General features: G+C 42.0%; 16 protein-coding genes. 4 read left to right on the top strand and 12 right to left on the bottom strand.

What is annotated here, in order from left to right; all coding sequences use genetic code 11:
- Nucleotides 1-5 precede the first annotated feature (5 nt).
- The 6 genes from pgsC to LPTSP_RS01710 all read right to left on the bottom strand — a co-directional run bounded on the left by pgsC (nt 6) and on the right by LPTSP_RS01710 (nt 5,824).
- Nucleotides 6-470, bottom strand: coding sequence for a poly-gamma-glutamate biosynthesis protein PgsC (gene pgsC, locus LPTSP_RS01735; protein ID WP_108927130.1), 465 nt, complete (start codon nt 468-470; stop codon nt 6-8).
- Nucleotide 471: 1 nt separating this feature from the next.
- Nucleotides 472-1,662, bottom strand: a complete 1,191-nt coding sequence (gene pgsB / locus LPTSP_RS01730; protein WP_108927129.1) for a poly-gamma-glutamate synthase PgsB — start codon at nt 1,660-1,662, stop codon at nt 472-474.
- 42 nt (nt 1,663-1,704) lie between these two features.
- Nucleotides 1,705-3,312 carry a SpoIIE family protein phosphatase gene (locus LPTSP_RS01725; RefSeq protein WP_108927128.1) on the bottom strand — a complete coding sequence of 536 codons (1,608 nt, stop codon included), beginning with the start codon at nt 3,310-3,312 and terminating at the stop codon, nt 1,705-1,707.
- Nucleotides 3,313-3,347: 35 nt separating this feature from the next.
- Nucleotides 3,348-4,868 carry a PAS domain-containing sensor histidine kinase gene (locus LPTSP_RS01720; protein ID WP_108927127.1) on the bottom strand — a complete coding sequence of 507 codons (1,521 nt, stop codon included), beginning with the start codon at nt 4,866-4,868 and terminating at the stop codon, nt 3,348-3,350.
- Nucleotides 4,869-5,063: 195 nt separating this feature from the next.
- Nucleotides 5,064-5,468, bottom strand: a complete 405-nt coding sequence (locus tag LPTSP_RS01715) for an FKBP-type peptidyl-prolyl cis-trans isomerase (RefSeq protein WP_108927126.1) — start codon at nt 5,466-5,468, stop codon at nt 5,064-5,066.
- Nucleotides 5,465-5,824, bottom strand: a complete 360-nt coding sequence (locus LPTSP_RS01710; protein WP_108927125.1) for an RNA recognition motif domain-containing protein — start codon at nt 5,822-5,824, stop codon at nt 5,465-5,467. The genes LPTSP_RS01715 and LPTSP_RS01710 overlap by 4 nt, the downstream gene beginning before the upstream one ends.
- Nucleotides 5,825-6,055: 231 nt before the next feature.
- Between LPTSP_RS01710 and LPTSP_RS01705 the strand changes: the two genes are divergently transcribed.
- A complete protein-coding gene (locus LPTSP_RS01705; protein WP_108927124.1) occupies nt 6,056-8,377 on the top strand; it encodes an inorganic phosphate transporter in 2,322 nt (773 codons plus the stop codon).
- Between the two features lie 122 nt (nt 8,378-8,499).
- Here the strand turns inward: LPTSP_RS01705 and LPTSP_RS01700 are convergent, their stop codons facing one another.
- From LPTSP_RS01700 to LPTSP_RS01675, 6 genes are all read right to left on the bottom strand, one after another.
- Complete coding sequence (locus LPTSP_RS01700; protein WP_108927123.1) at nt 8,500-10,488, bottom strand: TRAP transporter large permease subunit; 1,989 nt, start codon at nt 10,486-10,488, stop codon at nt 8,500-8,502.
- A gap of 84 nt (nt 10,489-10,572) precedes the next feature.
- The gene (locus tag LPTSP_RS01695; protein WP_108927463.1) at nt 10,573-11,580 is read right to left on the bottom strand and encodes a putative solute-binding protein; all 1,008 of its coding nucleotides are present in this window, start codon (nt 11,578-11,580) and stop codon (nt 10,573-10,575) included.
- 54 nt (nt 11,581-11,634) lie between these two features.
- Nucleotides 11,635-12,633, bottom strand: coding sequence for a hypothetical protein (locus LPTSP_RS01690; RefSeq protein WP_108927122.1), 999 nt, complete (start codon nt 12,631-12,633; stop codon nt 11,635-11,637).
- Nucleotides 12,634-12,764: 131 nt separating this feature from the next.
- Entirely contained in the window at nt 12,765-14,342 is a 1,578-nt protein-coding gene (locus LPTSP_RS01685; RefSeq protein ID WP_108927121.1) for a BTAD domain-containing putative transcriptional regulator, read from the bottom strand.
- Nucleotides 14,343-14,717: 375 nt separating this feature from the next.
- The gene (locus LPTSP_RS01680) at nt 14,718-18,431 is read right to left on the bottom strand and encodes an Ig-like domain-containing domain (RefSeq protein WP_108927120.1); all 3,714 of its coding nucleotides are present in this window, start codon (nt 18,429-18,431) and stop codon (nt 14,718-14,720) included.
- Between the two features lie 5 nt (nt 18,432-18,436).
- Complete coding sequence (locus LPTSP_RS01675) at nt 18,437-22,018, bottom strand: tryptophan 2,3-dioxygenase (RefSeq protein WP_108927119.1); 3,582 nt, start codon at nt 22,016-22,018, stop codon at nt 18,437-18,439.
- A gap of 438 nt (nt 22,019-22,456) precedes the next feature.
- Here LPTSP_RS01675 and LPTSP_RS01670 point away from each other — a divergent pair, with 438 nt between their 5' ends.
- The 3 genes from LPTSP_RS01670 to LPTSP_RS01660 all read left to right on the top strand — a co-directional run bounded on the left by LPTSP_RS01670 (nt 22,457) and on the right by LPTSP_RS01660 (nt 25,840).
- On the top strand, nt 22,457-23,599 hold the full coding sequence (locus LPTSP_RS01670) for a helix-turn-helix domain-containing protein (protein ID WP_108927118.1): 1,143 nt from the start codon (nt 22,457-22,459) through the stop codon (nt 23,597-23,599).
- Between the two features lie 157 nt (nt 23,600-23,756).
- Nucleotides 23,757-24,824, top strand: a complete 1,068-nt coding sequence (locus tag LPTSP_RS01665; RefSeq protein WP_108927462.1) for a fatty acid desaturase — start codon at nt 23,757-23,759, stop codon at nt 24,822-24,824.
- Between the two features lie 149 nt (nt 24,825-24,973).
- Nucleotides 24,974-25,840, top strand: a complete 867-nt coding sequence (locus tag LPTSP_RS01660) for a DMT family transporter (protein ID WP_108927117.1) — start codon at nt 24,974-24,976, stop codon at nt 25,838-25,840.
- The last annotated feature ends 4 nt before the right edge of the window (nt 25,841-25,844 follow it).

The raw sequence follows: 25,844 nt of genomic DNA, 5'->3' as shown, positions 1-25,844 counted from the left end.
TCCCTTCAAGGTAATAACTCCTTTCCAAGAAATAGGATCAATATCAACCTAACGATCACAGAAGCTGTAAGTAAGGAAGCCAAAGTTTCCAACCAACCTTGGCGATCCATCCAAACTGCGATCAGGCCAGGAATGATATGACCTACCGCTTTTACTTCCGTCTCCAAGTGGATCATTTCTGTAAAGATGCTGGGAAATATCCATTCGTTACCGACCGCATCCAATACGAATCCAAGTAAGAGTAAAATTGCAGTCCTTCTTTTTCCGTATAATATTACAAATTTTGAAATGAGTTTTCCTAAACCGAAAACCCCTAGGCTAACGGATAATGTTAGAAGAATATTAACAGGATTCTGGAGCTGTAACGCAAAGTAGCCAGGGACAACGAGTCCTCCCGCTATTCCGAAAAATTCGGAAAAGAATAAACTGACCCCAAGCCCGAGTCCTATGGAAATACTTAATAAGTCCATATCAACCTTTCAGAATTTCCTTTTGTTTTAGAAGTTCCAAGAGTTCCAACCCTAATCCACTTATATTTCCAAGTCCGACCACCATTGCCTTATCAGGTAAAGACATTTTGAAAAACTCCAAGATCTCTTTTGCATCCGGATATTTTAGATTTTCTATTTTAGAAATTCCTAAACCAAGTTTCAAACAGGTCTTTTTGAATACTTCAGTTTCTTCTCCCGCGATCAAAATTAGATCCGGAGAATTATTCTTCCAGGAAAGAATTTCTTTTGCCATCTGTTCCGATCTTTCCGGTCTGTCTTTTCTGCAATTCACAAGAGCGACTTTATATGGATACTTAGGGAACTGTAGACTTGCATTTTTCCAAATACTTGCTGCAGACTTCGGATCATTAGCTGCAAAACCGTTTGCAAACGCGATCTTCTTCTCTCCTAGGTCGTATTCAGCAAAGAATGTAGCTCCCAAATCCGGACGATGAGACCACATTCCTTGTATTGCAATCTCAGGTTTTACTCCCAAAGACTCGCATACTTCTAAGGCTAATACTACATTTTCAGGATGTTCATAATATACAAAGCCTTGCATATAGTTGAGGTAAGAATATTTTTCAGGACGAGCGGAAACGATCTCAGTATTCTTACTTATACATACTTCTTGAAATAATGGAAAAAAATCTTTTTCGGAAGTGAACAATACTTTGGACTTTGGAATAGAACCGCTTAAAGCCAAAGCCACATCCTTCTTTTCCGGTCCCATAATTTCCAAATGATCTTCCCTTACATTTGTAATGACTGAATGAGTGGCTCGGATCAATTTTTCTTCCGAAACTTTTTGATTAAAGGGCACAAGTGCCATACATTCCAAAACGATGATATCCGCGCCTTGTTTAACTGCTTCTTGGATTGCAAACTTCTGCTCTAAAATATTCGGAGCACCATATCTGAGGATATTTAGTTCGGAACCGTCTGGCAGAATGAGTCTAGGAACAGTTCCCGTGGTTTTAGCAAGGACCTTAAATCCACCCTCTCTCAAACCGGATGAGATCAGTCTTGTAACAGAACTTTTTCCACGAGTTCCATTTACGTGAATGCGAACTGGGATCTTGTTTATTTTGGAGATATGAAGAATATATTCTGCAAATCCGAATCCTAATAAAACCAAAAGTAATGGGAATAGTATGAGAAATTCGGACACGTAAAGAATGTCCTTCTAAATAAGTTTCTAGGTCAACTGAGATTAGGTCAGATTCAGAGAAATCAGAGTGATATCGTCTTGGGGCTCTTTTTCTCCGAGATGGGCTTTCATTTCATTTATGATAAGAGAATGTAGTTCCAATCCGCTCAAACCGGATTCTTTATAAATTTTTTCAATCCGTTCTTCTCCGAACGGATGTTGTTCCGAATCGAACTCTTCAAAGATCCCATCGGTTAACATCAGTATGGAGTCCCCTCCGGAGTATTCGAATTCTTCCTCCAAATATTCCATCTTTGCATTCAAACCTAAAAGAGATCCCGTTCTTTCCAAAGGTTTTATCCCAGATTTGGATTTCCATAAAAGTGCGGGATGGCCACCGGATGCAAATCGGATCTTTCTTTCTATTGTATCCACATCCAGAATAAAGCAGGAAAAATACATCTGAAGGTTTTTAAAATTTCTGCAATAATCAGTATTGATCCCTTTGATCAACTCTACGGGAGAATCCGCCATATATTTCAAAGGTTCATAAACTCCTTTGATGGTCATAGTTACAAGTGCCGCCTGAACCCCATGACCCGTGGCGTCCGCCAAGATCACTCTAAGAACTCCTGGACGAAATTCAAATATATCGAACCAGTCCCCGCCTACTTCCATTACCGGAACGTAATTTACAAAAGTGTGAACTCCTGGAATGGAATAATCGATCGGTGGAAGTAAGCTATTCTGAACTCTTTTGGCAAGATTCAATTCTTCCTTCATCAAACGATAGAATCTGGAAAGCTCTTTAGAGCGGGATTCTACTTCCGCTTCCAGATTTTGTAGGAGGTCCAACCTCTCTCTGTCCACTGTCTTGAGTTCTTCTACAGTTCCTCTTAATTTCTTTTGGATAGAAATTCTGTCAGTGATATCTCTGAGTATCAGAGTATATCCTTTTCCCGAAGAAGTATTTACCTTGGAAACGGAAGCTTCTAAAAGAGGTTCGGTCCCATTCTTACGTCTAGCTCTAAACGGACCAAAGATCCCACGATCAGGACTTTCTCCTATCTGATGCAATACTTTAGGAAAATGTTTATTACGCCTTTTAGGAAGTAGAAAATCCAAGGACTTTCCTTTCACTTCCCAAGAAGAATATCCGAACAACTTCTCTGCTGCCGGATTCATCATTATGATTTCCATGGATTCGTTCACGGAGAGAATAGAATCTAAGGAAGTTCTCACAAGTTCTGAAAGTCTTTCTTCCGACTCTTTGAGTTTCACTTCTCCTTCTTTTCTAGAAGTTACATCTCGCAAATAAACCGCGATATCTTCGACAGAAGGAAAGATGCGAACCTCATACCAAATATTCTCTTTCGGATCCAAGATCTCCAGATCTTTTGGAAGTCCTGAATGCATGGACTCTATCATCGCAGGGAATAAAGAAGTATAATTGAATTGGGGAAGTACCTCGGGCAATCTTTTACCCACTAAATTCTCCCGGATAATATCCAGAAGTTTTTCGGCTTCGAAGTTGGCGTATAGGATCTTGAGTTCTCTGTCCAGGGACAAGAATGCGTCCGTAATTCTTTCTAAGATCCGAATTACATCTTTTCTAGAAGCGGATTGGAATGGAGCGCGGGTCCCGGAAGTTTTTTCCTCTGCTTCTGACATGGGAGATCAAAAGTATCCCCTCGCCTAAAGCAAGGTCAAGAAATCTTTTCCGAAGCTGGGATCATGATATGAAATGTAGCGTATTCCTCTTCGGAGCTTTCTACCTCTATCTCTCCGCCCATTTCCCGAACGATCTCATAGCTTACGGAAAGACCGAGCCCTGTTCCGACCGTAGTTGGTTTTGTGGTGAAGAATGGATCAAAAATCCGACTCAAATTCTCGTCGCCGATTCCCATTCCCCAATCTGTGACTGTAATTTTAACAAAACGAGTATCTCCTCTCTGGACTATGGATTGAGAGACCTTGATCTTCTTTTGATCCGTCTCGAAAGGATACTTTTCGTTCAATGAATCCCTCGCGTTTGTGATCAAGTTTAAGAAGACCTGTTTTAATTTTTGGGGCTCGCCGACTACAAGAGGAATTTCGGAGTCAGGATCCACTAAACGATCCATTCCATCTATTCTGATCCCGTCTCGCACCAGAAACGGCAACAGGAGCTGGAAGGAAGAATACAGGATTTCTCCCGTGGAAACATAGGCCTTGATGCCTTCTTCTTTATGAGCAAAACCTAATAGACTTCTTACTATGCCTGAAATTCTTTCACTTTCCCGGATAATCACTTCCATATTTTTAGAGAGGGATTCATTCTCTTCCACCTGAGTACGAACAAGCTCGGCGTAATTTAAGATACCTGTGAGAGGATTATTGATCTCGTGAGCCACACCCGCAGCTAAAGTCCCAAGAGCTTCCAATTTTTGTCTATGTCGTTGAGATTCCATTCTTCTCAAACGATCCGAATCTGATTCTTTTTGTTGGGTAGTGTCCGAGATAGCAAGTAGGATCGCGCTGATCTCTCCTTGTTTTGTGACAGGAGAGATCCTGATATAATAATGATTTCTTTTGCCTGTGAAGCTACTCCATTCTTCAAATGCTTCGGCCTTTCCTGTTTTCAATACTCTTGCGATAACTGCCTGCAATTTTAATGCATCGGTAGTTTTTAATACTTCGAAAAAGTTTTTACCTTGGATTTCTTCAGCAGGAACGCCTGTGAATGTTTTATTGATGAATAATACATTCCCGTTCAGGTCCATAATGACCACGAAGTCCATTCCTTCCATTAAGAAAGAACGCCAGCGATAGTCGGAATCTTCCAAGGAATAGTCTTTTAGCAGGCCTTCTTCATCCAACTCTTGCAACTGTATAAGCACTCTATTTTCTTCTGTTGGGATACGGTTTGCTCTTACATATACCTTTTTGTAACCGCTTGCGGAAAGAAGTCTAGTCCTTGCAGAAAACACTTTTGGGATTTCATGTTTAGATTTGTCCAGGAAAGCGTCCATTAGACTTTCTGTATCATCCGGATGCGCGAACTGGGACCATTTCATTCTTCCCTCTATCTCCGATTTTTTCCTTCCGGAGATATCTTCGAACTTCTGGTTTACTAAAGTAATTGTCCCATCCGCTTCTACCAAAAAAGCAGCTAAAGGTTGGTGTTCGAATAAGGTACGATATTGGGAAGAAGCTACAGTAGTTAATAAGTTATTTTCTTTATTCAAAACCTTCTTCCTCCCCTTTTTCTTTATATTAAATGGGAAGAGCAGGCTTGTTCAAATATTACAAATTTGGAAAAAAAAGAAGAAGAGGGATAAGTCCGGATGCAGGTTTGTCGTGAATTGCAGTGAAATCGTGATATTTTCCTACTGTTGCTTCTGATCCATTAGAATAGAAGCAACAGAATTAACACAGAAATGTCAGTAGACTTTCAGTAATTCTACTTCGAAAATCAGGGTAGAATTCGGAGGAATTGTTCCCGCTCCGGAACTTCCATAGCCTAATTCAGGAGGGATGGTCAATTTACGGATCCCACCTTCTTTCATACCTTGGACCCCTTTGTCCCAACCGCGGATCACTTGTCCAGCGCCCAGATCGAAACGGAACGGGGTTCCTCTGTCTTTGGAGCTATCGAATTTTTTTCCGTTGGTAAGCCAGCCGGTATAATGAACGGTTACGTTAGACCCATTGAAGGCCTCTTTCCCAGTTCCCTTTTTGATGTCTTTAATCACCAGACCATTTTGGCCTTGAGCAAATACACTTAGGCTCAAAACGAATGCCGAGATTAAAATTGCGGATAATATATAGATTCTTTTTAGATTCATTTTCCTCTACCTCCAGTACGTCTGACGGAACTTCCAAAACCCCCCGTGGTCTGGCTACCCTGCACTTTAGTGTGACCGGGTCCGCCTTTTACGGATTGTTTTTTATCGAATTCTTTTTTCCATTCTTCGGCGTCTACCACCGTCAAAACCTTACCGGAAACCTCGAACTTGTTTAAAGCTTCCAGGGCCTTTTTTGCCGCTTCATCTTCCAGTTCTAAAGAACCATAACCCAGAGAACGTCCTGTGAGTTTGTCCTTTTTGATGGAAATATGTTCAGCCTTTCCGTATTTGGAGAATAATTTTTCCAAATCTTCTTCCTTCCATTCTTGAGGAAGATTGCCCACTGAAATCTTCATACCGCCTCCTTTTTTATTTCGCGACGATCGATACCGGTCTCCTGCTTTCTAAGAAAACCGGTTAGATCACCCATTCTTTCAGGTCGGGGGGAAATCGAAAGCGCATTTCATAATCAGCATTTTGAAAAAGAAACCGACGGAAATTTGGGTTGAGGCTCCCACTTTGCCTTAAATACTACCCAAAAGGCCCGGTTCGGGCGTTCTTCCTTCAAAATTTCCAGGATAGGATACATGGATATCTTCTTAATCATAGTAGGAGTCATGGCTGTACTCGGGGTAATGGACTTACTCGTCGGAGTTTCCAATGACGCAGTGAACTTTACGAATTCAGCAGTCGGTTCTAGAGCGGCTTCCAGAAAAATCATCCTGATCGTTTCTGCATTAGGTATCTTACTTGGGGCGCTCAGTTCCAGCGGAATGATGGAGGTCGCAAGAAAAGGGATCTTTCATCCGGAATTCTTCAGCTTAGCAGAGTTGATGTTCTTATTTCTAGCAGTGATGGTCTCCGATATCATCCTTCTGGATTTATACAATACCCTAGGACTTCCTACCTCAACAACCGTCTCTTTGGTTTTTGAATTATTAGGCGCCTCTCTTGTCCTGGCACTTCTCAAAACAGACACCTTAAACGACGCATTTAAGATCATAAACTCAGAGTCCGCTTTAAAGATCATCTTCGGGATCGCATTGTCTGTGATACTCGCTTTCTTTGCGGGATTGATCCTGATGTTCTTCTTCCGATTGATCTTCAGTTTCCGCTTAGAAAAGACTATGAGATGGTTCGGAGGGCTCTTTTCCGGACTTGCAGTCACGGTCGTGATCTTCTTCATCCTTCTTACCGCGATGAAAGGATCCACTTTCTTAAGTAAGGAAGTTTTGGCTTGGATCCAAGACAATTTCAAAACGATTCTGGCCTTAAGTTTTATAGGATTTTCTATTCTATTCCAGATCCTGATCTTCTCTAAAGTAAACGTTTTAAAGATCGTGGTTTTATTCGGGACCGCAGCACTTGCAATGGCATTTGCAAGTAACGACTTAGTGAACTTCATAGGAGTTCCGATCGCAAGCTTACAAACACATGAACTGATCAAAGCCGCTAATTGGGATGCAAACACTATGGCAAGCGGCTTAGGAAAAGAAGTCTTAACCGACAATAGACTTCTGATCGGCGCTGCATTGATCATGATCTTCGCGCTATTCAAATCCAAGAAGGCGGAAACAGTAACTAGAACTGAAGTAAGCTTGGGCTCCCAGGGAGAAACGGTAGAAGCCTACCAATCCAGTTTGGTCGCGAGAGTATTTGTTCAAATCGCAGTCGGGATCTATTATCCTATAAAAAGATTTTTACCTTCTATCATCCGAAATTGGATCTCTTCCAGATTCAAACAAAGCGGGACATTGGAGTTGGTTCGTTTACACGAAAGTGACGCGTTCGATCTATTAAGAGCCTCCGTTAATATCCTGATCGCATCGGCGCTTATTCTTGTAGGAACCATCGAAAAACTCCCTCTTTCTACCACATTCGTTACCTTCATGGTGGCAATGGGAACCTCACTAGCAGACGGTGCCTGGCAAAAAGAAAATGCGGTCAATCGAGTGAGCGGAGTTTTAACCGTTGTAGGCGGATGGTTTATGACTGCAGTATTCGCTTCTTTCACGGGCGGATTTATCGCGGCATTATTCTATTACTTCGGCTTTGCGGCGGTAGTAGTAGTTTTAATATTCACATTCTTCTTGGTGATCGCTTTCAATCGTATCCACAAAAAAAGAAAGGCGGAATACGATGAGAACCTGGAAAAACTTCTACTATTAACCAAACATCCCGAAAAGGCGCTTTCTAAATCGCTCTCTTCTTTATTAGGAAATTTGTTATTAGCGAAGAAGGCGATGAATACTCTTTCTTCCGGCTATATTGGAGGAAAGAAGAAGGACTTCAAACAGGCTTCTAAAATATTAAAGAACCTGAAAAAGAATTACGAGTCTTCTATCTCCGGTTTTTTAAGTCTGGTTGATAGACATTTTGACGAGTCGGATTTTCAATCCATCCATCCTTTCACAAATGCACTTGGTTATATTGATCGTATCGCAGAGAATCTGACAAATATACACAGAAATACTTCTGAAAAAATAGATCGTTTCCAAACGGGTCTCACTAAAGACGAAAGAGAAGATCTAAAAGAATTGCGCAAACTCGCAGAAGATCTTTTCGAACTTCTGGCTCAGTCTGACAAGGTTCCTGGTTTAGTGGACAAGGCAAGATCAGGCAAAAAAGTAAAAGAACTTTCCGATATCAAAGTCCGTATTTACAAAAACCAGATGAAACGTATCCGCAAAGGAGACAGCAAACTAAAATCCAGTGTCGCTTATTTTCTGGTAATAGAAGAGCTCGTGGATATTAACGAAAACTTGTTTGCTCTGGCAGAGGAATTGGTTTGGGTTCTACCATGGATTGAAGCTAAGAAGAAACAATTTGCAAAAGGAAACTTCGGTCCTTCTCTGGAATTCCCTACGACTAAGACCAAAACCAAAGATAAGAAGAAAAAGAAGAAGTAAACACCTTAGTCCCCAGAACTATCCGATGTAGGAGCTCCTACATCGGATATCTAAATAACTCAAGCGGCTTCGCGTCTCACCTTGAGACTCCCCCTCTGAGTCTTTTTTAAACTCTGTTGGTCTTACCCTGAGTATTTAGAATACAGGATCGGCCCGAAAGCGGTCACAAGCAAGGTCAGGGTCAGAACGATAATCGGAATGACGATATGTTCATGTCTTTTGAAGAAACCTTTTCCTTCTAAGCCCTTATCCTCTACCAACTGCTCCCTCACTACGTGTTTAGTCAACAAGTGGTTGAGTGCAACCGGTGGGGTCAAATAACCCAACTCGAAGGAAACAAGCGCAGTCATCCAGAAATTCAAAGGATGGATCCCGTTTGCCTTAGCGATCGGATACAAGGTAACTGAAACTAAGATCACAGCTCCGTAAGGATCCATTAACATTCCAATGATCACAAGAGCGAATGTAAGAATAAGCATCGCGGACAATGGAGAACCAAGATGAGTCGGGAACAGATTGATCACTTCCGATCTTTCGAAAACCCCACCCATAGATGCAGACATACCCATCAAAAGAAGAAGAGCTCCTAAGTGAGAACCAGCGTCGTACGAAGTTCTAGCAAGTTCCACTTCCTCTGTATGAACTTCTCCCTTCTCCAATTTTTCCTTTTTGGAGATACGATAGTCGATGAACAATAAGGCAAGCATCGCAATCGGAAGAATATAAGGAGCAGTTCTCTCGTCGAAATGAGTTCCGAGTGCAAGAACAATCGACAGAACGATCGCAACTGAAATCACCAAATAGATCGAAAACGATTTTAGAGCTTTTAAAGATTTACCCAAAGCATCTTGCTCCGGACGGATCTTCCAGGATTCTGTTCTGCTAAACCAGCTTACGATCAAGAAGAAGGTAGTCGATAAAGCAAACACTCTCCAACCCCAATAGAACAATTCATCCGTAGTAACTTCTAAATTTAAAGAAGCGACGATTACCACAAGTAGACAAGGAGGCAAAACCACTCCCAAACTTCCTGACATTGCAGTAGCGGCGAGAGCTCTTTCTTGGCTTGCACCTGCCCTTCTCAATTCCTTGAAGATGGTTGCTCCTAATGCAAGAACCACGATCCCGGAGGCTCCACTATATGCAGTAGGAAGAGCTGCGACCACAACTACGATCACTGCCATAAGCTCCGAAGGAAATTTCCAAGGGTTTAGAAGATCGAAAAATCTTCTGCCTAAGGAAGTATCTCTAAGAAGAATACCTGTCCATACATACAAACCGATCTGAATATACAAGGAAGCATGTGCAGTCAATTTCTGGAGATAGATCGCAAGTCCTGCAGGATGATGCTCCAATAAGAAAAAGTATAATCCGCAGACGATCGCCATCCACGCATATAGAGGAACACATAAAAGCGCGTTAGAAAGTTTAGTATTTTGTTTACCTTCTCCGCTCTTAAATACAGGATTTTTTATATTATAAAAGTTTAATCCGGCTAAAAGAAGAAGTCCTGCAACCCATAACACTTGGATCTGAGCCTCCACACCTTTTTGGAGAGGATACATGAACGCAGCAGATACCATAATGATGGTATTCGCAATGATCTGACTCCATTCTGTAATCTTCTCTTCTTTGGAGTTTTCAGGATTGCGAAGAGCGATATGATATCTTCTGGTAGTGGAGACAGTCCCCGCTACGATAAGTAGGAATACCATCGTCATAGGAATATAATCGATCGCAGAGATAGTAAGCCAAGAAAGCCTACGCTCAAATCCACAATATATTTTCTGTCCCGTAGTAAGAGAGCCTGCAAGCTTCTCCAACTCCAATTGAGTTGCGGTAGGTCCTGTAGGAGCTTCTAAATTCTTCCCACCGGAAGTATCTCCCAGACCGATGTCATCCAAAGCGTCCATATCCGCTTGGCTGACTTCCGCTCTTGTATCGGCAGCCGCATTCGGATCGACGACACAAACATTTCGGATCATTGCATAGTTCGGCCAAATACTGCCGCCTAAGCCGAGCAGCCTAGCTTGAACGAGCTGGCCTCCACTTTGAACAAGGGGTACAAATAAAAAGAATAATACCGCCCAGGAAACGATTTTTCTCCACATAGAATATCCTCTGGAATCTGCGATTGATTGATATAAGATAAGCGGGAAAGAATTTTCCCGCCTTTTTTATGTTAGTTTTGGAAATTATTCCAGGTTATCGGCGCACTCTGCGGCTTCTTTATCCGCGCTGCAACGAACCCTTTTCATTAGTTTCAGAATGGTAGGATGATATACTTTTTTGTCTCTCAACCTGATCCTGACTTCTCTGAATTTTTCAAAATAGTTCTTTTGAAGATCCTTCGGAACTTCTATCCAAAATTTTGCAGGGATTTCCTGCTCTGCCTTTTTGGTCAAAGAAAGCATAGAATCGAACTGAGTAGCAGCCCAAGCTCTGGAAGTATTTCCAAAACCTTCTGAAAAATCCTTATGACGGGCCACGATCTGGAAAGTCAATTGTCCAATCGGAAAACGAACGATACCGCCGTTCGGAGAAATTCCTTTCATGAGTTCCAAAGGTTTGATCCCGATCGCAGGAGAATAACATGCGTCCGCTCTTCCGTTATTAAAAATACCTGCAAAAGTAGCGATCTCAGCAGGAACCATAGAAGCTCCTACGATATCCACCATAGTAGTGGCAGCTTGGTCATAAGTTAAAGTGGCGATCTTCTTACCTGCCAGATCCTTGATATCTTTCAGGTTTTTGTCTCTTAGCAAAAGATAAACTGCGCCGCCTGGGAACATAGCCATGGTCTCATAGTCGCCGTCAGTGTTCAGTTCTCTTACTTTAGGATTTGATAATGCTTCGATCGTTTTGCGGAGAAGTTCATAACTTGGTAATGCACCGATCGCTTCGATGGATCCTGATTCATGCACATAACCTCTCACTCTAAGAGAAGTTAAGAATGCCATATTACATTTTCCGGCTTTGAAGTCGGAATTCGCGACCACTTCGTCCGTATAAGCTTTTAGATCCAGACGAATTCCCCATGTTAAAGCTTGCGCTTGGTATCTTTGCGCCGCTTTGAACACGTCTCCGTGCGCTCCGGAAGGATCGAATACACACATTGATCGATCCACCGTCTCCGCTGCTCCCACACCTACGGACATCCAAGTCCCAAGAATGATTACCGATAGAATGAGAAACTTCTTCATATAGTTTTTTCTCCTTAAGGTCCCTTTTTTTTCGTTTTCCACCCAAGAACCCGCTCAAAGATCTTTTAACAGATCGTCTTCTTCTTTATTGTTTTTCTTTTTTCCCGGGAAAGAGGAGAAGTTAATCGGTCCTCTATGTCCAGTTTCTTTCATCCAAATCTTATCAGATTCATGACGAGATAAATTCTCCGCAAACGCTTCTAAGAAAAGATATTCCTTCTTAGCAGGTATTTGGCTTAGAACTTTAGAATGTTCTAATATAAGTTTCTTGATCTTTTCCACGTCGCCTTTTCCGGCAGCTGCTTGGATCTGGAAGGCTCTAGACATACGAACTCCCGCTTGGTCGCCTAACTTTACAGCTTCTTCCATTTGTTTGGAAGCATCCTTTCCGTCTGGAGTAGCACCCGGAACGGAAAGCCATACAACAGCTTCCAATGCTAAAGGGGTTCCCCACCATTTTTTAGCATCTAGACATTTGGATCCTCCAGCAACTACGCTAGGCACTTCGCGAGTGATCCCCGCGTATCCTTGAGATGCAAAATCGTGAAGAATTGCTAATAATCCGGAAGAAAGTCCCACTAAATAATATAACTCTTCGTGTTCGCTGATAGAAGGACATTTTCCATTCCATTCTCCGAAGTATTGAATGAATCTATTGTGCGCGTCTCCATATCTTTTGGCAGCAATCCCATGATAACGGATCTGTCTTGCCTGGTTGTCCAGAGCTTCGTCTCCTTTACCCTTGCGGACTGCAGCTATATAAAGAAGTTCCGCTTCTTGTGCTTGCTTTTCAGCACACATTCCTGCTCCCATCTGAGCCACCATAGTAGCCAACTCTACAGAAGCTCCGGTTCTTTCGAAAGAAGCTACTAAAGGTCCGAGTGCAGTTCCTCCATTACAAATCGCGTCCAAATCATCTGAAGCAAGATAATGAGGGACCAAATGGTCTTGGGCATACGAGTTTAAAGTCTTACCAGTAACTCTATATACGATGGAACAGTTTGCCAGGGTAATTGTAACAATCGTTACAAAAAAAAGGATTCTTTTATTCATTTTATTTCGGGGGTTATTTTTACTTAGAAATATGGGGGATTCTGGAAGAACGTACAGAAGGGATTTACTTCGTCCAATATTTTTTTTCTAATGAGCGTTTTATTTTATGGTGCAGTGTTTCCTAAAAACAATCAGCTCACAGGAGAAGTGACCCGGATCTTTTCAATGAGAGATACGGTTTCTTGGTCAGGCTCCACACCTAATTCTTTTTTTAGGATCTTCTTCATGTCTTCGAATTTGCGAAGCGCCTCATTCTTACGATCCAATGATTGTAAAGACTCGAAATGAAATCTCCAAGCTCTTTCATCTAGATCGTCCAAACGGATCCAACTTTCAGAATCGGAAAGTAGAGAATTTGCATCCCCTGCTTTTTGAGAATATTCACATAAGATCCTATATATTTCGATCAGGTTCTTGCGCAAATACTCACGTTTTAATTCCGATTCAGGGAAATACAGATCGAATTCAAAGAAGTCTCCCGTATACAATTCTTGGGCTTCCCTATAAGACTGCACTGCTTCTTCTTCTTTTTTATTTCGAAGTAATTTTCCGGCAGCTTCGAACTTTCTCTCAAATTCCACGAAGTCCGCTTCTACCAGATCAGGATGGAAGAATAGCCTATCCTCTGCGAATACAACTGATTCCGGATTTCCTAAAATTTTGCGAAGACGGAAAAGTAGAGCATGCAAACTGTTAAGAGCATTTTTCTCCGACATCCCGGGCCAGAGATTCTCTAAAAGTTCCTCTTTATGAACACCTTTACCGAAACGAACTAACAGAAGTTTGATGAGTTTGAGTAATTTTTTCTTACTGGAATATTCTCCTGCAGGGATCTTCTTCCCGTCTAGATCCAATTCCAATGGGCCTAGGGCTCTCACGCTCAACTTTTTAGGATTGCGGCTTTTCTCTTTCAGAGATTTGGATTCGGAACCTTCTACACTTACACTCTTGGCTTGCGCTACGAAAGAAGAAGCTTCCGGTTTGGACAACCATCTGGAAACGGATTCCTTGAATTCCATCCTGACTTCCCTTTCTGACTTATTCACTGTGAGGAAACTATCCACGCAGAACATAAGGATCAAAAAGCTAAAATGAGAAGTATAAGGAATTCCAAGCAAATCGCTCGCGACCAGAATATCAGCGATCAAACTCGCAAAGAATAATACCAATCCGTAAAATAGGAAATGGTTCCGAAATCTGTTCTTACGGAACTGATTCATTACCTTAATCACGGTCCATACGATCATCAGTATCCCTGACAGGAATATAAACTGCATGATGGTAGGTTGATCCGTTTCGTAGATGACTATTCCTAAAGAAGGAAAATGTTTCGGGTGAGCAACGCTCATTGTATAAGCGTTCGGATCTTGCAAAAGTATCCCTGCAAGGATCAGGTTCATAAACACGTAGAGTAGAACGAAATCCCTACTAAACAGTTTTTTATAACTATTCACGAATAATGCGATAAACGTTGCGAATATTGCCGCAGTCGCATTCTCCATTCTTTCCCAAATCAAAGCTTTTTCAGGATTTTCTACGTTAATGGTTTGGATAAAACAGAATAGATAACCACCGTACGCAACTTGTAGTAAGGCGAAGTAAAGAAGGTATGCTTGTTTCCGATTTCTAAAATATAAAACTAAATTATGAATCGTACGGTAGACTAGTACAGTCACCACCAAGTAACATGAAAGCTGGTAATACGTCATATCCACTTTTCGTTTCCTATCTTATACCGATTCCTGCAACCCATTTATGAAAACAGGACAAAAATTGTGACTAAATGCTCACTATTTTTAAATGCAAGTATTTGAATCAGTTTCCTTCTCTTTTTTAAAAGATTATATAGCACGTTCTAACGATCGTTATGAAATAATGAATACTGTTCGACTGGAATCGAACGAAAACTTTTGCGAAACTGTAGCAAAAGAAAATCAAAACTGCATAATACCAATTGAGTGAAGACTCACTCATAAGTTTTTTCTAATTTAGTTATCCAAGAAGCTCTTTCAAAAAAAAACCGAAAGGGTTTTTTCCCTTTCGGTCATTTCGATATCTAGTTTTTCGAAATAGCTAGGAGCGTTTTAAGGGCAGACAATCAGAGATGCAGGGTCTGTTACAGCTTGTCCTACAAATCTCATTCCTCCTAACAGATACGGATCCGCAACTTGAGGACTATCCAAGGTGAAGAATTGTACCTTATCACTCTTCGCACTAATCGCACAAGATTGAGTTCCTGCTGGATTAAGCAATTTAGGGAAAGTGATGTCCGGAGGCATTGGGATCTCTTTCATAATACTGTTCACCATTGGGATCACGAGAGTGGTGACTAATGGAGAGATTACCGATTTGATTCCGTCAGGATCCAATCCGAATGGATTATAAGTTTGTCCTTCTAAAACTTCGACAGAATAATCCAAGTTATTCACAGGATCCAAGATCACTTGCAGAGCATTCAAGTTTGCAAGTGCCGGGTTATTCGTAGGGTTAGAGAACATTTTGAAGCGGAAGTCTGCATCCGCAGCAAAACTTATCCTAACCGTTCCAAGAGTTTGTTGGTAACCGTTCGCTCTTGTATCCGCCTGACAATCTGTTAGTTCATCGTCCACTAGCCCTGTGCAAGAAGTTGGCTTCTTAGCGATGATCTGCAATTGCATTTCAGTAAAATACAATCTCATCTTAGGCACACCTGCAGAAGTCATAGGCTTAAACTTCACGTTAGGCGCATGGATCGGAGACATCACCATATCGATATCATCATAAGATTTTACTGGAGGTGCGATCGCATTCGAACCGTTCAGACCTTGTAGTTTGTTTCTTCCTGGAACAAGGATTGTAACCAAAGGAGAAGCCTTTAAGAAAGAAGTGGTCAATGCAAACAGAGGATCCGCTCCTGCAAAAGCGTTCATTCCATCGATAAACGCCTTGTTCAGCACGATATCCAATCCCCTTCTCTGCCATAAATGGAATGCAGCCTGAGAGATTGTATCCGTATGCATAGAGATCAAGAACCCAGGGTTCGCAGCGGATTGGCTGAATTGATAAGTAGAAGGAGGTGGATTTGCCGCAGTCCAAGTTCTGGTTGTAACCATTCCAGATTTTCCAGATTGGGTTCTGAGTCCACCTGCAGGGTTATAACCACTCGTGAACGCAAAGTCCAGAGAAGTTACAAGTCCTTTGTTGGTTCCATCATGTTTGATGGTAGCATCCGTATTCAGTTTGAACTTCACCGTTAACGGGAAGTTTCCTAGAGGAGCAGGAAGATAACTTGGTAAAGTGATCGTAACTCCAGTATCTCTCAAGTCAGCGATGACAGAGTTTAGAACGTTAGGAGCAATCCTTTGCACGATATCTCTGAGCATGTATTGGGTGATGATTTGTTTCACCTGGTCCACGGTCAGGTTCGCCATATTACTCAACTCCGCTCTACCTACAAGAGCCTCGATGATGGTGTTGAAACCTTCACTTCCGTGAATATAGGTCATCGGTTCCGTATACATAAAGTCAGAAGTATCTTCTCCAGGATATAAACCCGCTAAAGACATATGTAAAGGGTTTGCCCATGGGCGAATGAAGAAGTTATTCGAATTCGATACTATCTGTGAGATGCTAGGATTATCAGGGAAGTAATCGTCATTCACAGTGAAAGGAGTCTTAACAGTCATATTGATCAAACCGTCAGACGTCACAGTCATATTATTACGAGTACGAGCTAAAGCCAGACGAGGTTTGGATAGTTTTACGTCGTTCCAATCGTAACCTGCAGGATTTAAAGTGCCCTCGACTGCCGGATCCCAGTTCAACTTTGCAGTCGTTCTGAATACGAGCATTGCTCCTGGTCCGTTAAACGCTCCATACCAGTCTTCGAAACGAGAGACAACCAAAAGATCCACTTCCGTGTATCTGGATTTTAGATCCAAACCTAACCCAGGGGCCACAGCTCCGGATCCAGGATTTACTTTCAAATCTGCTACAACGTTCCCTAATTGGGTTCCGGTTCCAGCGGCACAACCGTGAGTTGCGTTATTTGATCCGCAACGAACGAACTTAGGAAGTCTCATGTCCGTTACATATACATCCAAAGTGATCGCGGCACTTCCGTCTGCAATTCCACCTGAAGCAACGTTTAAGATCGCGCTGTATTTAGAGAATGGTCCCGGAGCTATTTTTTCGATATGGTAAGAATCGAAGAAACATGCAGGGAACGCGCAGTCGAGTAAGTCTTCTCCAGCAGATCCGATATCTCCTTCCGGTCTTCCAAATGCAGAGAATACTGTGGAAGTATATCCACCGTTTTTATAAGATTTCACGTCGGTAGGATAATGACAAAGACTCCAAGCAGCCTCACCCCAATGGAATAAATTCTTACAAGCCTGAGGGTAATTCGCGTTATTCTGGTTTTGCCCACAGTTGTTATTATTGTAGGTATTCCACCAAGTATCTCTATCGATCCCATTCCTTTTTTTAGGATGATAAGGAGGTCCGTTATCCGTAACACAGTCTGGGTGCCTTACCCAACAATATCCTCTACCCGCGCCTCCTGACTTAGCCCCGAACACAGGAATATATTCGAAATCCTTAAATGCTGCTTCGTTGGCGTTACCGGACATCTTACCGTCCTGTCTCATACAGGCTTCGCCGATGGTCCAAGCTCCGTTCTCGTAGAATTTTTTCTTAGGAAAATCAGGCATTCCCACTAAGAATTCTTGGAAAGTACGAGGAGTCCCGGTTGAATCCTTCACTTTGAAAGCGCCGGTAGTATATTTCTGGATGGCTTTTCCTAAGAATGGAAGCATTTGCGCTTCGTCCATTACACCGTTAGCTACGTAAGGAAGAACATTATTCGCATTCTCCAATCTTCCATAGTTAAAGCTGAAATACTTACGGAAAGTTTTTCCGTTCGTAGTAGCGATCTCATAATAATAGGTATTCCCACCTACAGTAGGAGGAACTTGAGAAGTGCTCAGGTTTAAGGAAATCGTACCGCTCATTGAACAAGGAGGAGTGGTACAAATATCTTGAGAATTACTCGAACCGATCTTTTTCAAAAGAACCGATTGGATATAATTTTCTCCCACAACTGGACTCGCATACGTAGAAGCTAGCGTAAGAGCCGCGGACTGATCGAATGTCATATCATTCGTGCCGTTTAGAGTGTACTGGCTTCCTTGAGTGATCTTATTTGTAAGGCTATAATCCAAGCCGGTCCTGAAAGTGATCGTATAATTTTCAAGAGCCACTCCACCAATGGTCGCAGCATCCGGAGTAATTGTAATCGTATAAGACTCAGCAGGTTTTAATTCTCTATAAGGATTGAAACGGAGTTTCTGACCACTCATCCAGTAGAATTCTCCGCCAGGAGTAGGCCCCGAAAGATTTCCGGTAGTTCCTGTGATGGTAAAGTTTGCCTCTACAGTTGTCTTATTCATCGGATGGGAAAAACGAATTTCCAACTCTTTGTATCTGTCCACGTTCTCAGTGGAGTTGATGAATAAGGTTGCCTGCGGATTGGTAGAGCCGAAATCTACAGGTAGAACAGCTGTATCGTTGTCCACGCTGTTATACGGAGGCTGAAGATTTGGATTCGCGCCGAATATTCTTCCTCCTGAAAAGAATCCTAGGTCGAAGATATCCGACATTGCAAATCCCTTCATTTTTTCAGGGCTACATCCTAAGACTACCGCCCACAAAATAGAAAGGATCGCGAGTTTGATTCCTTTTTCGACATTAGAAACTTTTATATTTTTCAGATTCATTTCCAGCCCTCGACTTATTTTTCCCAAAAAAATTCTCTTCATTATTCTCACCGGGTGAACACCGTGACGAACCTATCCCAATAGGTGTCCGAGTTTTCATCTTCGTTAAATCTGTCATAGAACACGAATCCATCCGGGAATTGTTTTTTACCCGTAGAAGCAAGATCCGCAAAAATATCCATCAACACACCCGCAGTATAGATCAGCGAGCTTTCGTCTTCTCTTTGTGTTTGAATCATATCCGACACCAAAAGTTTTTTAGCGTCTTTGAATATAGATTTAAGTGAATAAGGACTTCTCATGTCCGCTTCCAAGTAAGAGTAGAATTCACCGGTCTTTACAATTCCCATCAACACTCCTACGGTGCTTCTCCCGTAAGGAGCGGAGACTTGTGCAAGATCCGCAGTATCTACGCTTAATAAATTCGTAATTAAGTAATCCTGGGTATTGGACTGGTCACGAGTAAGTCCTCCCAAAAGATCTACGATCCCAGTCAACTGAGCGTTCGTAGGAATATTATCTATGATCATGTCCATGGAGAAATCCAAGGTAGGGATCAGACTATAAACCGAATCCGGATCGAAATAATCCCTTAGACGAACAGCCCAATTCCCTAATCTATCCCATTCTGGATCATAAATATTCGCAACCCGAGAGTCAGGGAATGCTGCCAGCATATCTCTAACTTCTCCTAAGTATGCTTCTAAGTTAAATTGAACTGCAGTGGGAGTTTCATTTGCAAGTTTCACTTCTCCGATCAGATCCGCAATAGATTGGAAGGTAAGAAGTGCACCACTTGCTCTTTCCGGTTTTCCCATCTCAGCAAGCATCTGAACGAATGTGGATAGAAGGTCCGTTCTGGACATTAGATTCAATAGTCCGTCTTGGTATCTTCTTTCATTCTCCGCTAAGATAGAAAGTGGAGAACGTACTGGTTTACTGGAAACCGGATCCAAATATCTAAAGAAGTATTCCGATTCAGTTGCAGAGTTACTTCTCACACTGGAGTCGGAGTTCACAATCTTTACGACATCGATCGTTCTTCCGCCGCTATTAGGTTCAGGATCTGTAATTCTTGCCAAAAGCGGCCTAGTCAAAGCGGCACTAAGTCCAGTCAATATCTGAAATGGATTTTTGTTCAAGCTTGGACTTGCTTGGTCATCCAATGTCCATGCGAGAGAAAGTATTAAAGGAAGAAGCCTGTTTCTCTGTCCCCAAGCATCTTCTACTGATTTTCCGTAAGCCACATTCGGGCCAGAAGGAAGAACCTTTTCCGGAGTTAAGAAAGAAAGTCTTTCCATCACAGCAAAGTTAGCCGCAATCACCTGAGGAATTACTCCATAAGAATCTTCCGGATTCGGATAGAAAATACTATAAACGGAAGCATCTCCCAAACTATTGAAGGTCAAAGAACTGGAACCGCTTGTTCCATAGTCCCATGCTTCCAGATAGAACATACTATCGCCTGGAATATCAGAATAGTTCTCTTGGAGGATCGGAACCCCAGGTTGCCTGAAGTTTGGCTGAGTTGAACTTGCGCAACCCGGTTTAATAAAAGTATTTTTGATCTTCCAAATCGCATTGATACGATCCGCACAAGCTGTTCCATCTTGCAGAACAGGTCTTGCATTCATAAGTCCGGTCATACCGTTTGCAATCAGGGTCACGAATGCTGCCATCTTATATGGAACACCGCTACCTAAAGAAGCGCGTAAAGGGATAACTGCCACCATACGCTTTTCATGAAGAAGCCATTGAAAATTCTTATAGATCGCTTCTTCGTCCGTATTCACCGCTCTTTCGGTTGCATTGTCTTTTGGAATTTCCCAAACAGGGATACTCCAACCTTTTTCACCGGAAGCGTTCACCCCGGCAGCAACCGGAGTGAAAGAATTATTAGCGACCACTGCATTTGTTTCACGTCCGCCTGGGCCTACCCATTTACAGATCGTTCCACCGGTACAAGAACCGCTGGCAGTATTCGAAACTTTAATTCTATATTCGGAAGTATTCCAGGATTCTTTGTAGATTAGGTCTACTCCGTTGGAATCTCTATATAATTTCCCATCGATAGTGAGAACATTCCCACCTGAATCCACACGATTTTTATTGTAGTAAGGTCCGCCTCCGGAGATTAGAACGGTGCGAATCAATTTCATGATAAAAGGAATCGTTTTAGTATAAACCGGATCATTAGCAGCGGGTATGATCGCAGGATCTGGAGCTTCCAATAAGGTCAAAGTCGGAGTATTGATCCCGATCGAAAGAGCAGTAGGAGTAGAAGCATCCGCATTCTTAAAAACCGCACCGTCAACGGAGCTCTGGTTCATAAATGATTTGATCCCGATGCTTCCAGTCATTGCGGATCTCATAGAATAGATACTGTCCCCCACAGTGAGAACTCCGCCAGTCATAGGACCGCCGTTACCGGAACCGTTAGGCTCCAATCTCATAATGGATGTATCTGCAGGATTTTCCCAACGGAACCCGAATGTATCGGATAGCGTAAGAATGAACATCAAGGATTCTAATGCAGTAATTGGACTACTGGTAATATTTGCAGGATCAGCTCTGTCTAAACCCGAGGCATCCATTCGGATTAACTCTCTAAGAGAATTGTCTACACCTGTTACACCGGAGGAGAAGTCGAACTTAGCAAAATTTTTAGCCATTTCTAAGGAAAGAATAACGTTCGGATCTGCAGTGTAATTCCCTCCTCTTCCAAGCATTGGTCTCAAATAACGGAAGGATTCTGAGAGGACGCTTGCGAATTCAGTAGGATAAGTAGAGTCTCTATAATCCGCAAAAGCAGGATCAGAATAAACGGAGCCACCTACAGTATAAAATTTTTCTAAATTAACTACCAAGTTTTTCAGGACTGTCTCGGATGACTTTGCGTCGCTGAACCCTGCTCTTTGGCGGAATGATTTTCCAAGAGCGGAGATAATCTGGATCATTTTCTCTTTCATCACTCTGTCGGAAATGAGAGAAGGATCCACCATTCCTTGTAAAAGTCCGATGATCGCTTGTTTTGCATTCGCGTTTCGGTTGATCGCTTTGTCTAAGACGTCTTCCAATTCCACAAAAAGGATACGAATTTCAGGATCTTTTAATACTGCGGAAACCTCTTTGAACTTGGTTTCCATAGTTCCTTTGGAATAGTTCGTATACATGTATTTTAAAGCTGTCTGGCTTAAAGGAGCCATGTTACGAAGCACAGGCCTGCGATAAGTGCGTAAAGATTCCAGCCAAGGCTGAAGAACATCGAACGCGTTATTCGGTGCCTTCTCTATACGATCTAAAAGAGAATGAACTCTGAGAAGAGACTGACGCACATGAGCTTCCGGCTTAAGAAGAAGATCTCCGGAAACTCTTAAGAATCCAACGATGTCCTCTCTATAAGGAATGGTCATGGAGGACTCTAGTTTAAGATTAAAATTAACAGGTTCTAAACTTTGGAAACCTGATTTGATGGAAGGATAATCATCGAACAGATTAAAAAGGCGAATTCCTTTATAATCGATATTATCGTAAAAAGTATCCGCGCTTGATTTCTCACCGCCTGCCTGACAGCCCATCCCCAGAGCCAAACACAGCGAGAAAAGAATGTGTGCTTTCTTTATATTCATATCTATTAGCTTATCCTAACAGTTTCTTTCCAAGTGTGGACAGCATAGCGATCGCTACATAAAGTAGGCTTATATCAGGCTTATATTTCCGATGCATTTGAAAAAAAATAAGCGAGACTATATAAAAAGTTTCCGGGTGATTTTGGGCTCTTTTTAAAATAACGATTGTTATTTAATATAGTACATTTCAATTGGGAGTCTCAATCTATCTTTTGAGACTTCGATTTTGTCCATTCGAATTGAAACTATATTACAAAAAATGAAACTACTCCCCTATCCCTTGGGAGATAGACTATAAATAACGACTGTTTTATATAATTTATTCTAGATTTCGTTCTAACTCGTCGAAGTGCCTACAAAATCCGACTCACTCTGAGCGACCCCAAATCACAAAGGGAATCCTTGACAACTTACTCCGAGTTTTGGATTCTCCCAGCCATGCCTCCGGAAGCAATAGGAAGTCATAGTTACTACAATCCAGGAATTTGGTTCCAAATCCTATGGGCAATCACCCAATTCGGGACCGCACTTGGAATTCTAATGTTTCTTGGGCAGCTGGTTTTGGAGAAAAAAACAGCTCTAAACAGGCTTTTGGCCCTGATCTTTTTGATTCTGGGCCTAATACAGGGCAGCTTCCTACTCTTAGTTTCCGGTTACTATGTAGAATTTCCCAGACTCTCTCTTATCCAATTTCCACTCATTGCCTCAGTCGGGCCTATCCTATTCGGGATCCACAGCGTAAGCCAGGACAGAGACTCGGAAGAAATCTCTTATTTGGGCCTGGAGAAAAAGCATCTGTTCTTACCTGCCCTTGTCTGGATCGTATATTTTTTAGCAGCTCTAGTTCTCCCCAAAGAATGGATCTTGGAAAAGATCTCGATCTTCTTAAGAGAAACCGGATGGAATGAAGGGGAGATCCTACTCTCTTCCCCCATCCTAATCCTCATCTTTTACATTGGCCTCATCTTAAAGGGAAGTTCCGACCTTCTTCGTTGGGAGATACTACGAGAAGAATGGACCGCAAGGATCCTGGCATTCATGGTAGTTTCTACGTTCGTGAATCTTGGGTTCGGTGCGGTTTACTTGTCCAGTAAGTCGCCTATCTTCCTTCTCGCATGCTCAGCGATGATGGGTATAAGTCTTTGTCTTGCTTATTTGATCGGGCATAAACGGCCAGAATTCTTCCAAGTGCTCCAAGAAGTAAGCCAGGCCGCCAGGCAAAAATATGCGCGCTCCCTACTCTCGGGAGTGAACAGACATGCGCTTAGAGAAAGCCTAACACAGCTCATGGAAAAGGAGAAATTATACAGGGACGAAAAGTTGGGACTTGCGGATCTCGCAGACGAACTTGCACTTTCCACACACCAGATCTCGGAATTGATCAATCAGGAGATGGGAAAAAATTTCTCCGCATTCGTAAATGATTACAGGATCAAAGAGGCATGTGAACTTCTCCAAAAAGAACCTGACAGATCCATCTTAGACATAGCATTCGAAGTGGGATTTGCCACCAAGTCCTCATTTCATAGAGCATTCCAAAAACATACAGGCAAAACTCCTTCCGAATTTAGAGGGAGCTAATCCGTTTGATGCCAAATCAATCAATATCTGTCGATGTGGAATGGTAAAAATTTATAGATTAGGACCGAATCCGCAGTTGCATTCGATCAATTCGGACGACTCTTTCCGGAAATTTCCGTAAGATATGGACAACCGAAAACAAAAACGGAGGAAACCGATGATCGCCATTGCAGAAAGACAGATGATTCAGGTTCCAACCAAACTTTACGAGAGATTGTCCCAAAAGGAAAAGAGTAAGAAGATCATGAAATGGATCCGATTCCGGGACAAAAAGTTGCGCAGTAAATTCGAATTCTTAAAACACCAAGACGAATTAGGTCTTGCGATCACCTTGGGTTCCGCTGCTGGAATGATCCTATTTGCAGGACTTTATATCGCTGGGATCATTCCTGCTTGGACATGTATTATAGCCAACGGAGTTCTTGCCTCCATTCTTCACGAAGTCGAACACGACTTAATTCATAATTTATATTATAAGGATAATCTAAAGATCCAAAACTTCATGTTCTGGATGGTTTGGATCTTTAGAGGAAATACCGTCAGTCCTTGGTACAGAAGAATGATCCATACCCTTCACCATAAGGTATCCGGTCATAAAGAAGATATAGAAGAACGTCTGATCGGGAACGGAATGAAGTTCGGATTAAAACGTTTTATCACTATGATGGACGGAAATATGTCCTTCTTATTCCAATCGCATATCTTGCGTAGAGAGGCTCCTAAATTTAAAAGAAGTGAGATCACTCGCTCTAGTTGGCCTTACCTTGTGGTCTATTTTCATCTCTGGTATAATTTCCTATTCATCAATCTTTTCTATATTGGAAATGAACTGTTAGGAAAACCTATAGAAATTCCTGCTTGGTTGGATACTGTTCGCCACTTTTTGAACATTTCAGCTGTGGTTTATACGATCCCGAATTGGATCAGACAAACAAGTATCCAGATCGTTTCTTCTAATATGCATTATTACGGAGATGTAAAAGGACTTCATGACCAAACTCAGGTCTTAAATAGTTGGTTCTTATTTCCTCTTCATCTATTCTGTTTTAATTTTGGAAGCACACATGGGATCCATCATTTCGTAGTAAACCAGCCTTTTTATCTCAGACAAGCTGTGGCTCCCTTCGTTCATCCTGCGATGAAACGTTACGGAATCAGATTTAATGATTTTGGAAGCATTTTCAGGGCGAATCGTCTTGGAAAAGAACAAGCCTTAGCTGCTTAAGACTATACACTTTCTTCTTTGGTATGAGGATCCGGGTGAAAGTCCGGATCCTTCTTCTTTTCTAGTTTATTACAAATCATCGAAATCATTTATAACGCAAAAGTAATTCCTTTCCGTCTGTAATAGGCATCACAAATTAGTCCTGCCAGATGCAGGAAACTAGACTTAGAACCTATCTTGAATTCCAAGTTTCCCAAATTTTAATCAGTGGAAATGTGCTGTTTGCCCAGGTTCTTTCGCATTCCCCTTCTCTGATCACCTGGGGAAGAACATTATTCGCAGCAAGTCTACTTGGTTTCGTTCTTTGGTTCAGAAAGAGGCCATTCTTCTTTCCTAGTAAAAAAGAAAATTGGATCTCCTTCTCTTTAGGAGTTCTCCTCGCATTTCATTGGGTCACTTTTTTTGCCTCCGCTCAAGAAGCGACTATCGCCGTGGCGGTACTTACACTTTTCACTCATCCAGTCTGGACCGTTTTATTAGAACCTTTATTTTTCCCTTCTAAGATCAGAAGTTTGGATCTGGCACTCGCGGTCCTCGTTCTATTTGGAATGTGGATCTTAGTCCCAAATTTTGATCTGGAAAATAAATATCTTTTAGGCGTAGGACTTGGACTCTCCTCTTCCTGGGCAATGGCATTTCGGAATATTCTTACTAAAAAATATCTGTCGGGACATGGATCCACACAGGTGATTTTCCACCAAACAGCCGTTACATGTTTTATTTTAAGTCCTATCTTATTCTTCGAGAACTTATTCTCAGATCCCAAGGATTGGGGATTGATCGTTCTTTTAGGTGTATTCTTCACAGCAGTGGGACATACATTCTATATCAAGTCTGTGTTCAAGATGAAGGTTAAAACTGCTGGTTTATTGTCTACAGTACAGCCTGTATATTCTGCCATACTTGCTTGGGCAATCTTACATGAGGTTCCGCGAAAGGAAGAATTCATAGGTGGAGCTCTGATCTTATTTGCTGCTGCTCTCGAATCGTTTAGATACAGAAAGAAAACGGAATAAAAGA

The sequence above is a fragment of the Leptospira johnsonii genome (assembly GCF_003112675.1).
In the GTDB taxonomy this organism is placed as follows: domain Bacteria; phylum Spirochaetota; class Leptospiria; order Leptospirales; family Leptospiraceae; genus Leptospira_B; species Leptospira_B johnsonii.
This window is presented reverse-complemented; position numbering and strand designations above follow the sequence as displayed.

Bases quoted from the DNA above. Each gene is read 5' to 3' on its own strand.
- LPTSP_RS01715 (WP_108927126.1), bottom strand. From the start codon at position 5,468: ATGAATCTAAAAAGAATCTATATATTATCCGCAATTTTAATCTCGGCA.
- LPTSP_RS01685 (WP_108927121.1), bottom strand. From the start codon at position 14,342: ATGACGTATTACCAGCTTTCATGTTACTTGGTGGTGACTGTACTAGTC.
- LPTSP_RS01695 (WP_108927463.1), bottom strand. From the start codon at position 11,580: ATGAAGAAGTTTCTCATTCTATCGGTAATCATTCTTGGGACTTGGATG.
- LPTSP_RS01690 (WP_108927122.1), bottom strand. From the start codon at position 12,633: ATGAATAAAAGAATCCTTTTTTTTGTAACGATTGTTACAATTACCCTG.
- pgsC (WP_108927130.1), bottom strand. From the start codon at position 470: ATGGACTTATTAAGTATTTCCATAGGACTCGGGCTTGGGGTCAGTTTA.
- LPTSP_RS01700 (WP_108927123.1), bottom strand. From the start codon at position 10,488: ATGTGGAGAAAAATCGTTTCCTGGGCGGTATTATTCTTTTTATTTGTA.
- LPTSP_RS01705 (WP_108927124.1), top strand. From the start codon at position 6,056: ATGGATATCTTCTTAATCATAGTAGGAGTCATGGCTGTACTCGGGGTA.
- LPTSP_RS01680 (WP_108927120.1), bottom strand. From the start codon at position 18,431: ATGAAGAGAATTTTTTTGGGAAAAATAAGTCGAGGGCTGGAAATGAAT.
- LPTSP_RS01670 (WP_108927118.1), top strand. From the start codon at position 22,457: ATGCCTCCGGAAGCAATAGGAAGTCATAGTTACTACAATCCAGGAATT.
- LPTSP_RS01665 (WP_108927462.1), top strand. From the start codon at position 23,757: ATGATCGCCATTGCAGAAAGACAGATGATTCAGGTTCCAACCAAACTT.
- LPTSP_RS01710 (WP_108927125.1), bottom strand. From the start codon at position 5,824: ATGAAGATTTCAGTGGGCAATCTTCCTCAAGAATGGAAGGAAGAAGAT.
- LPTSP_RS01725 (WP_108927128.1), bottom strand. From the start codon at position 3,312: ATGTCAGAAGCAGAGGAAAAAACTTCCGGGACCCGCGCTCCATTCCAA.
- LPTSP_RS01675 (WP_108927119.1), bottom strand. From the start codon at position 22,018: ATGAATATAAAGAAAGCACACATTCTTTTCTCGCTGTGTTTGGCTCTG.
- LPTSP_RS01660 (WP_108927117.1), top strand. From the start codon at position 24,974: ATGCAGGAAACTAGACTTAGAACCTATCTTGAATTCCAAGTTTCCCAA.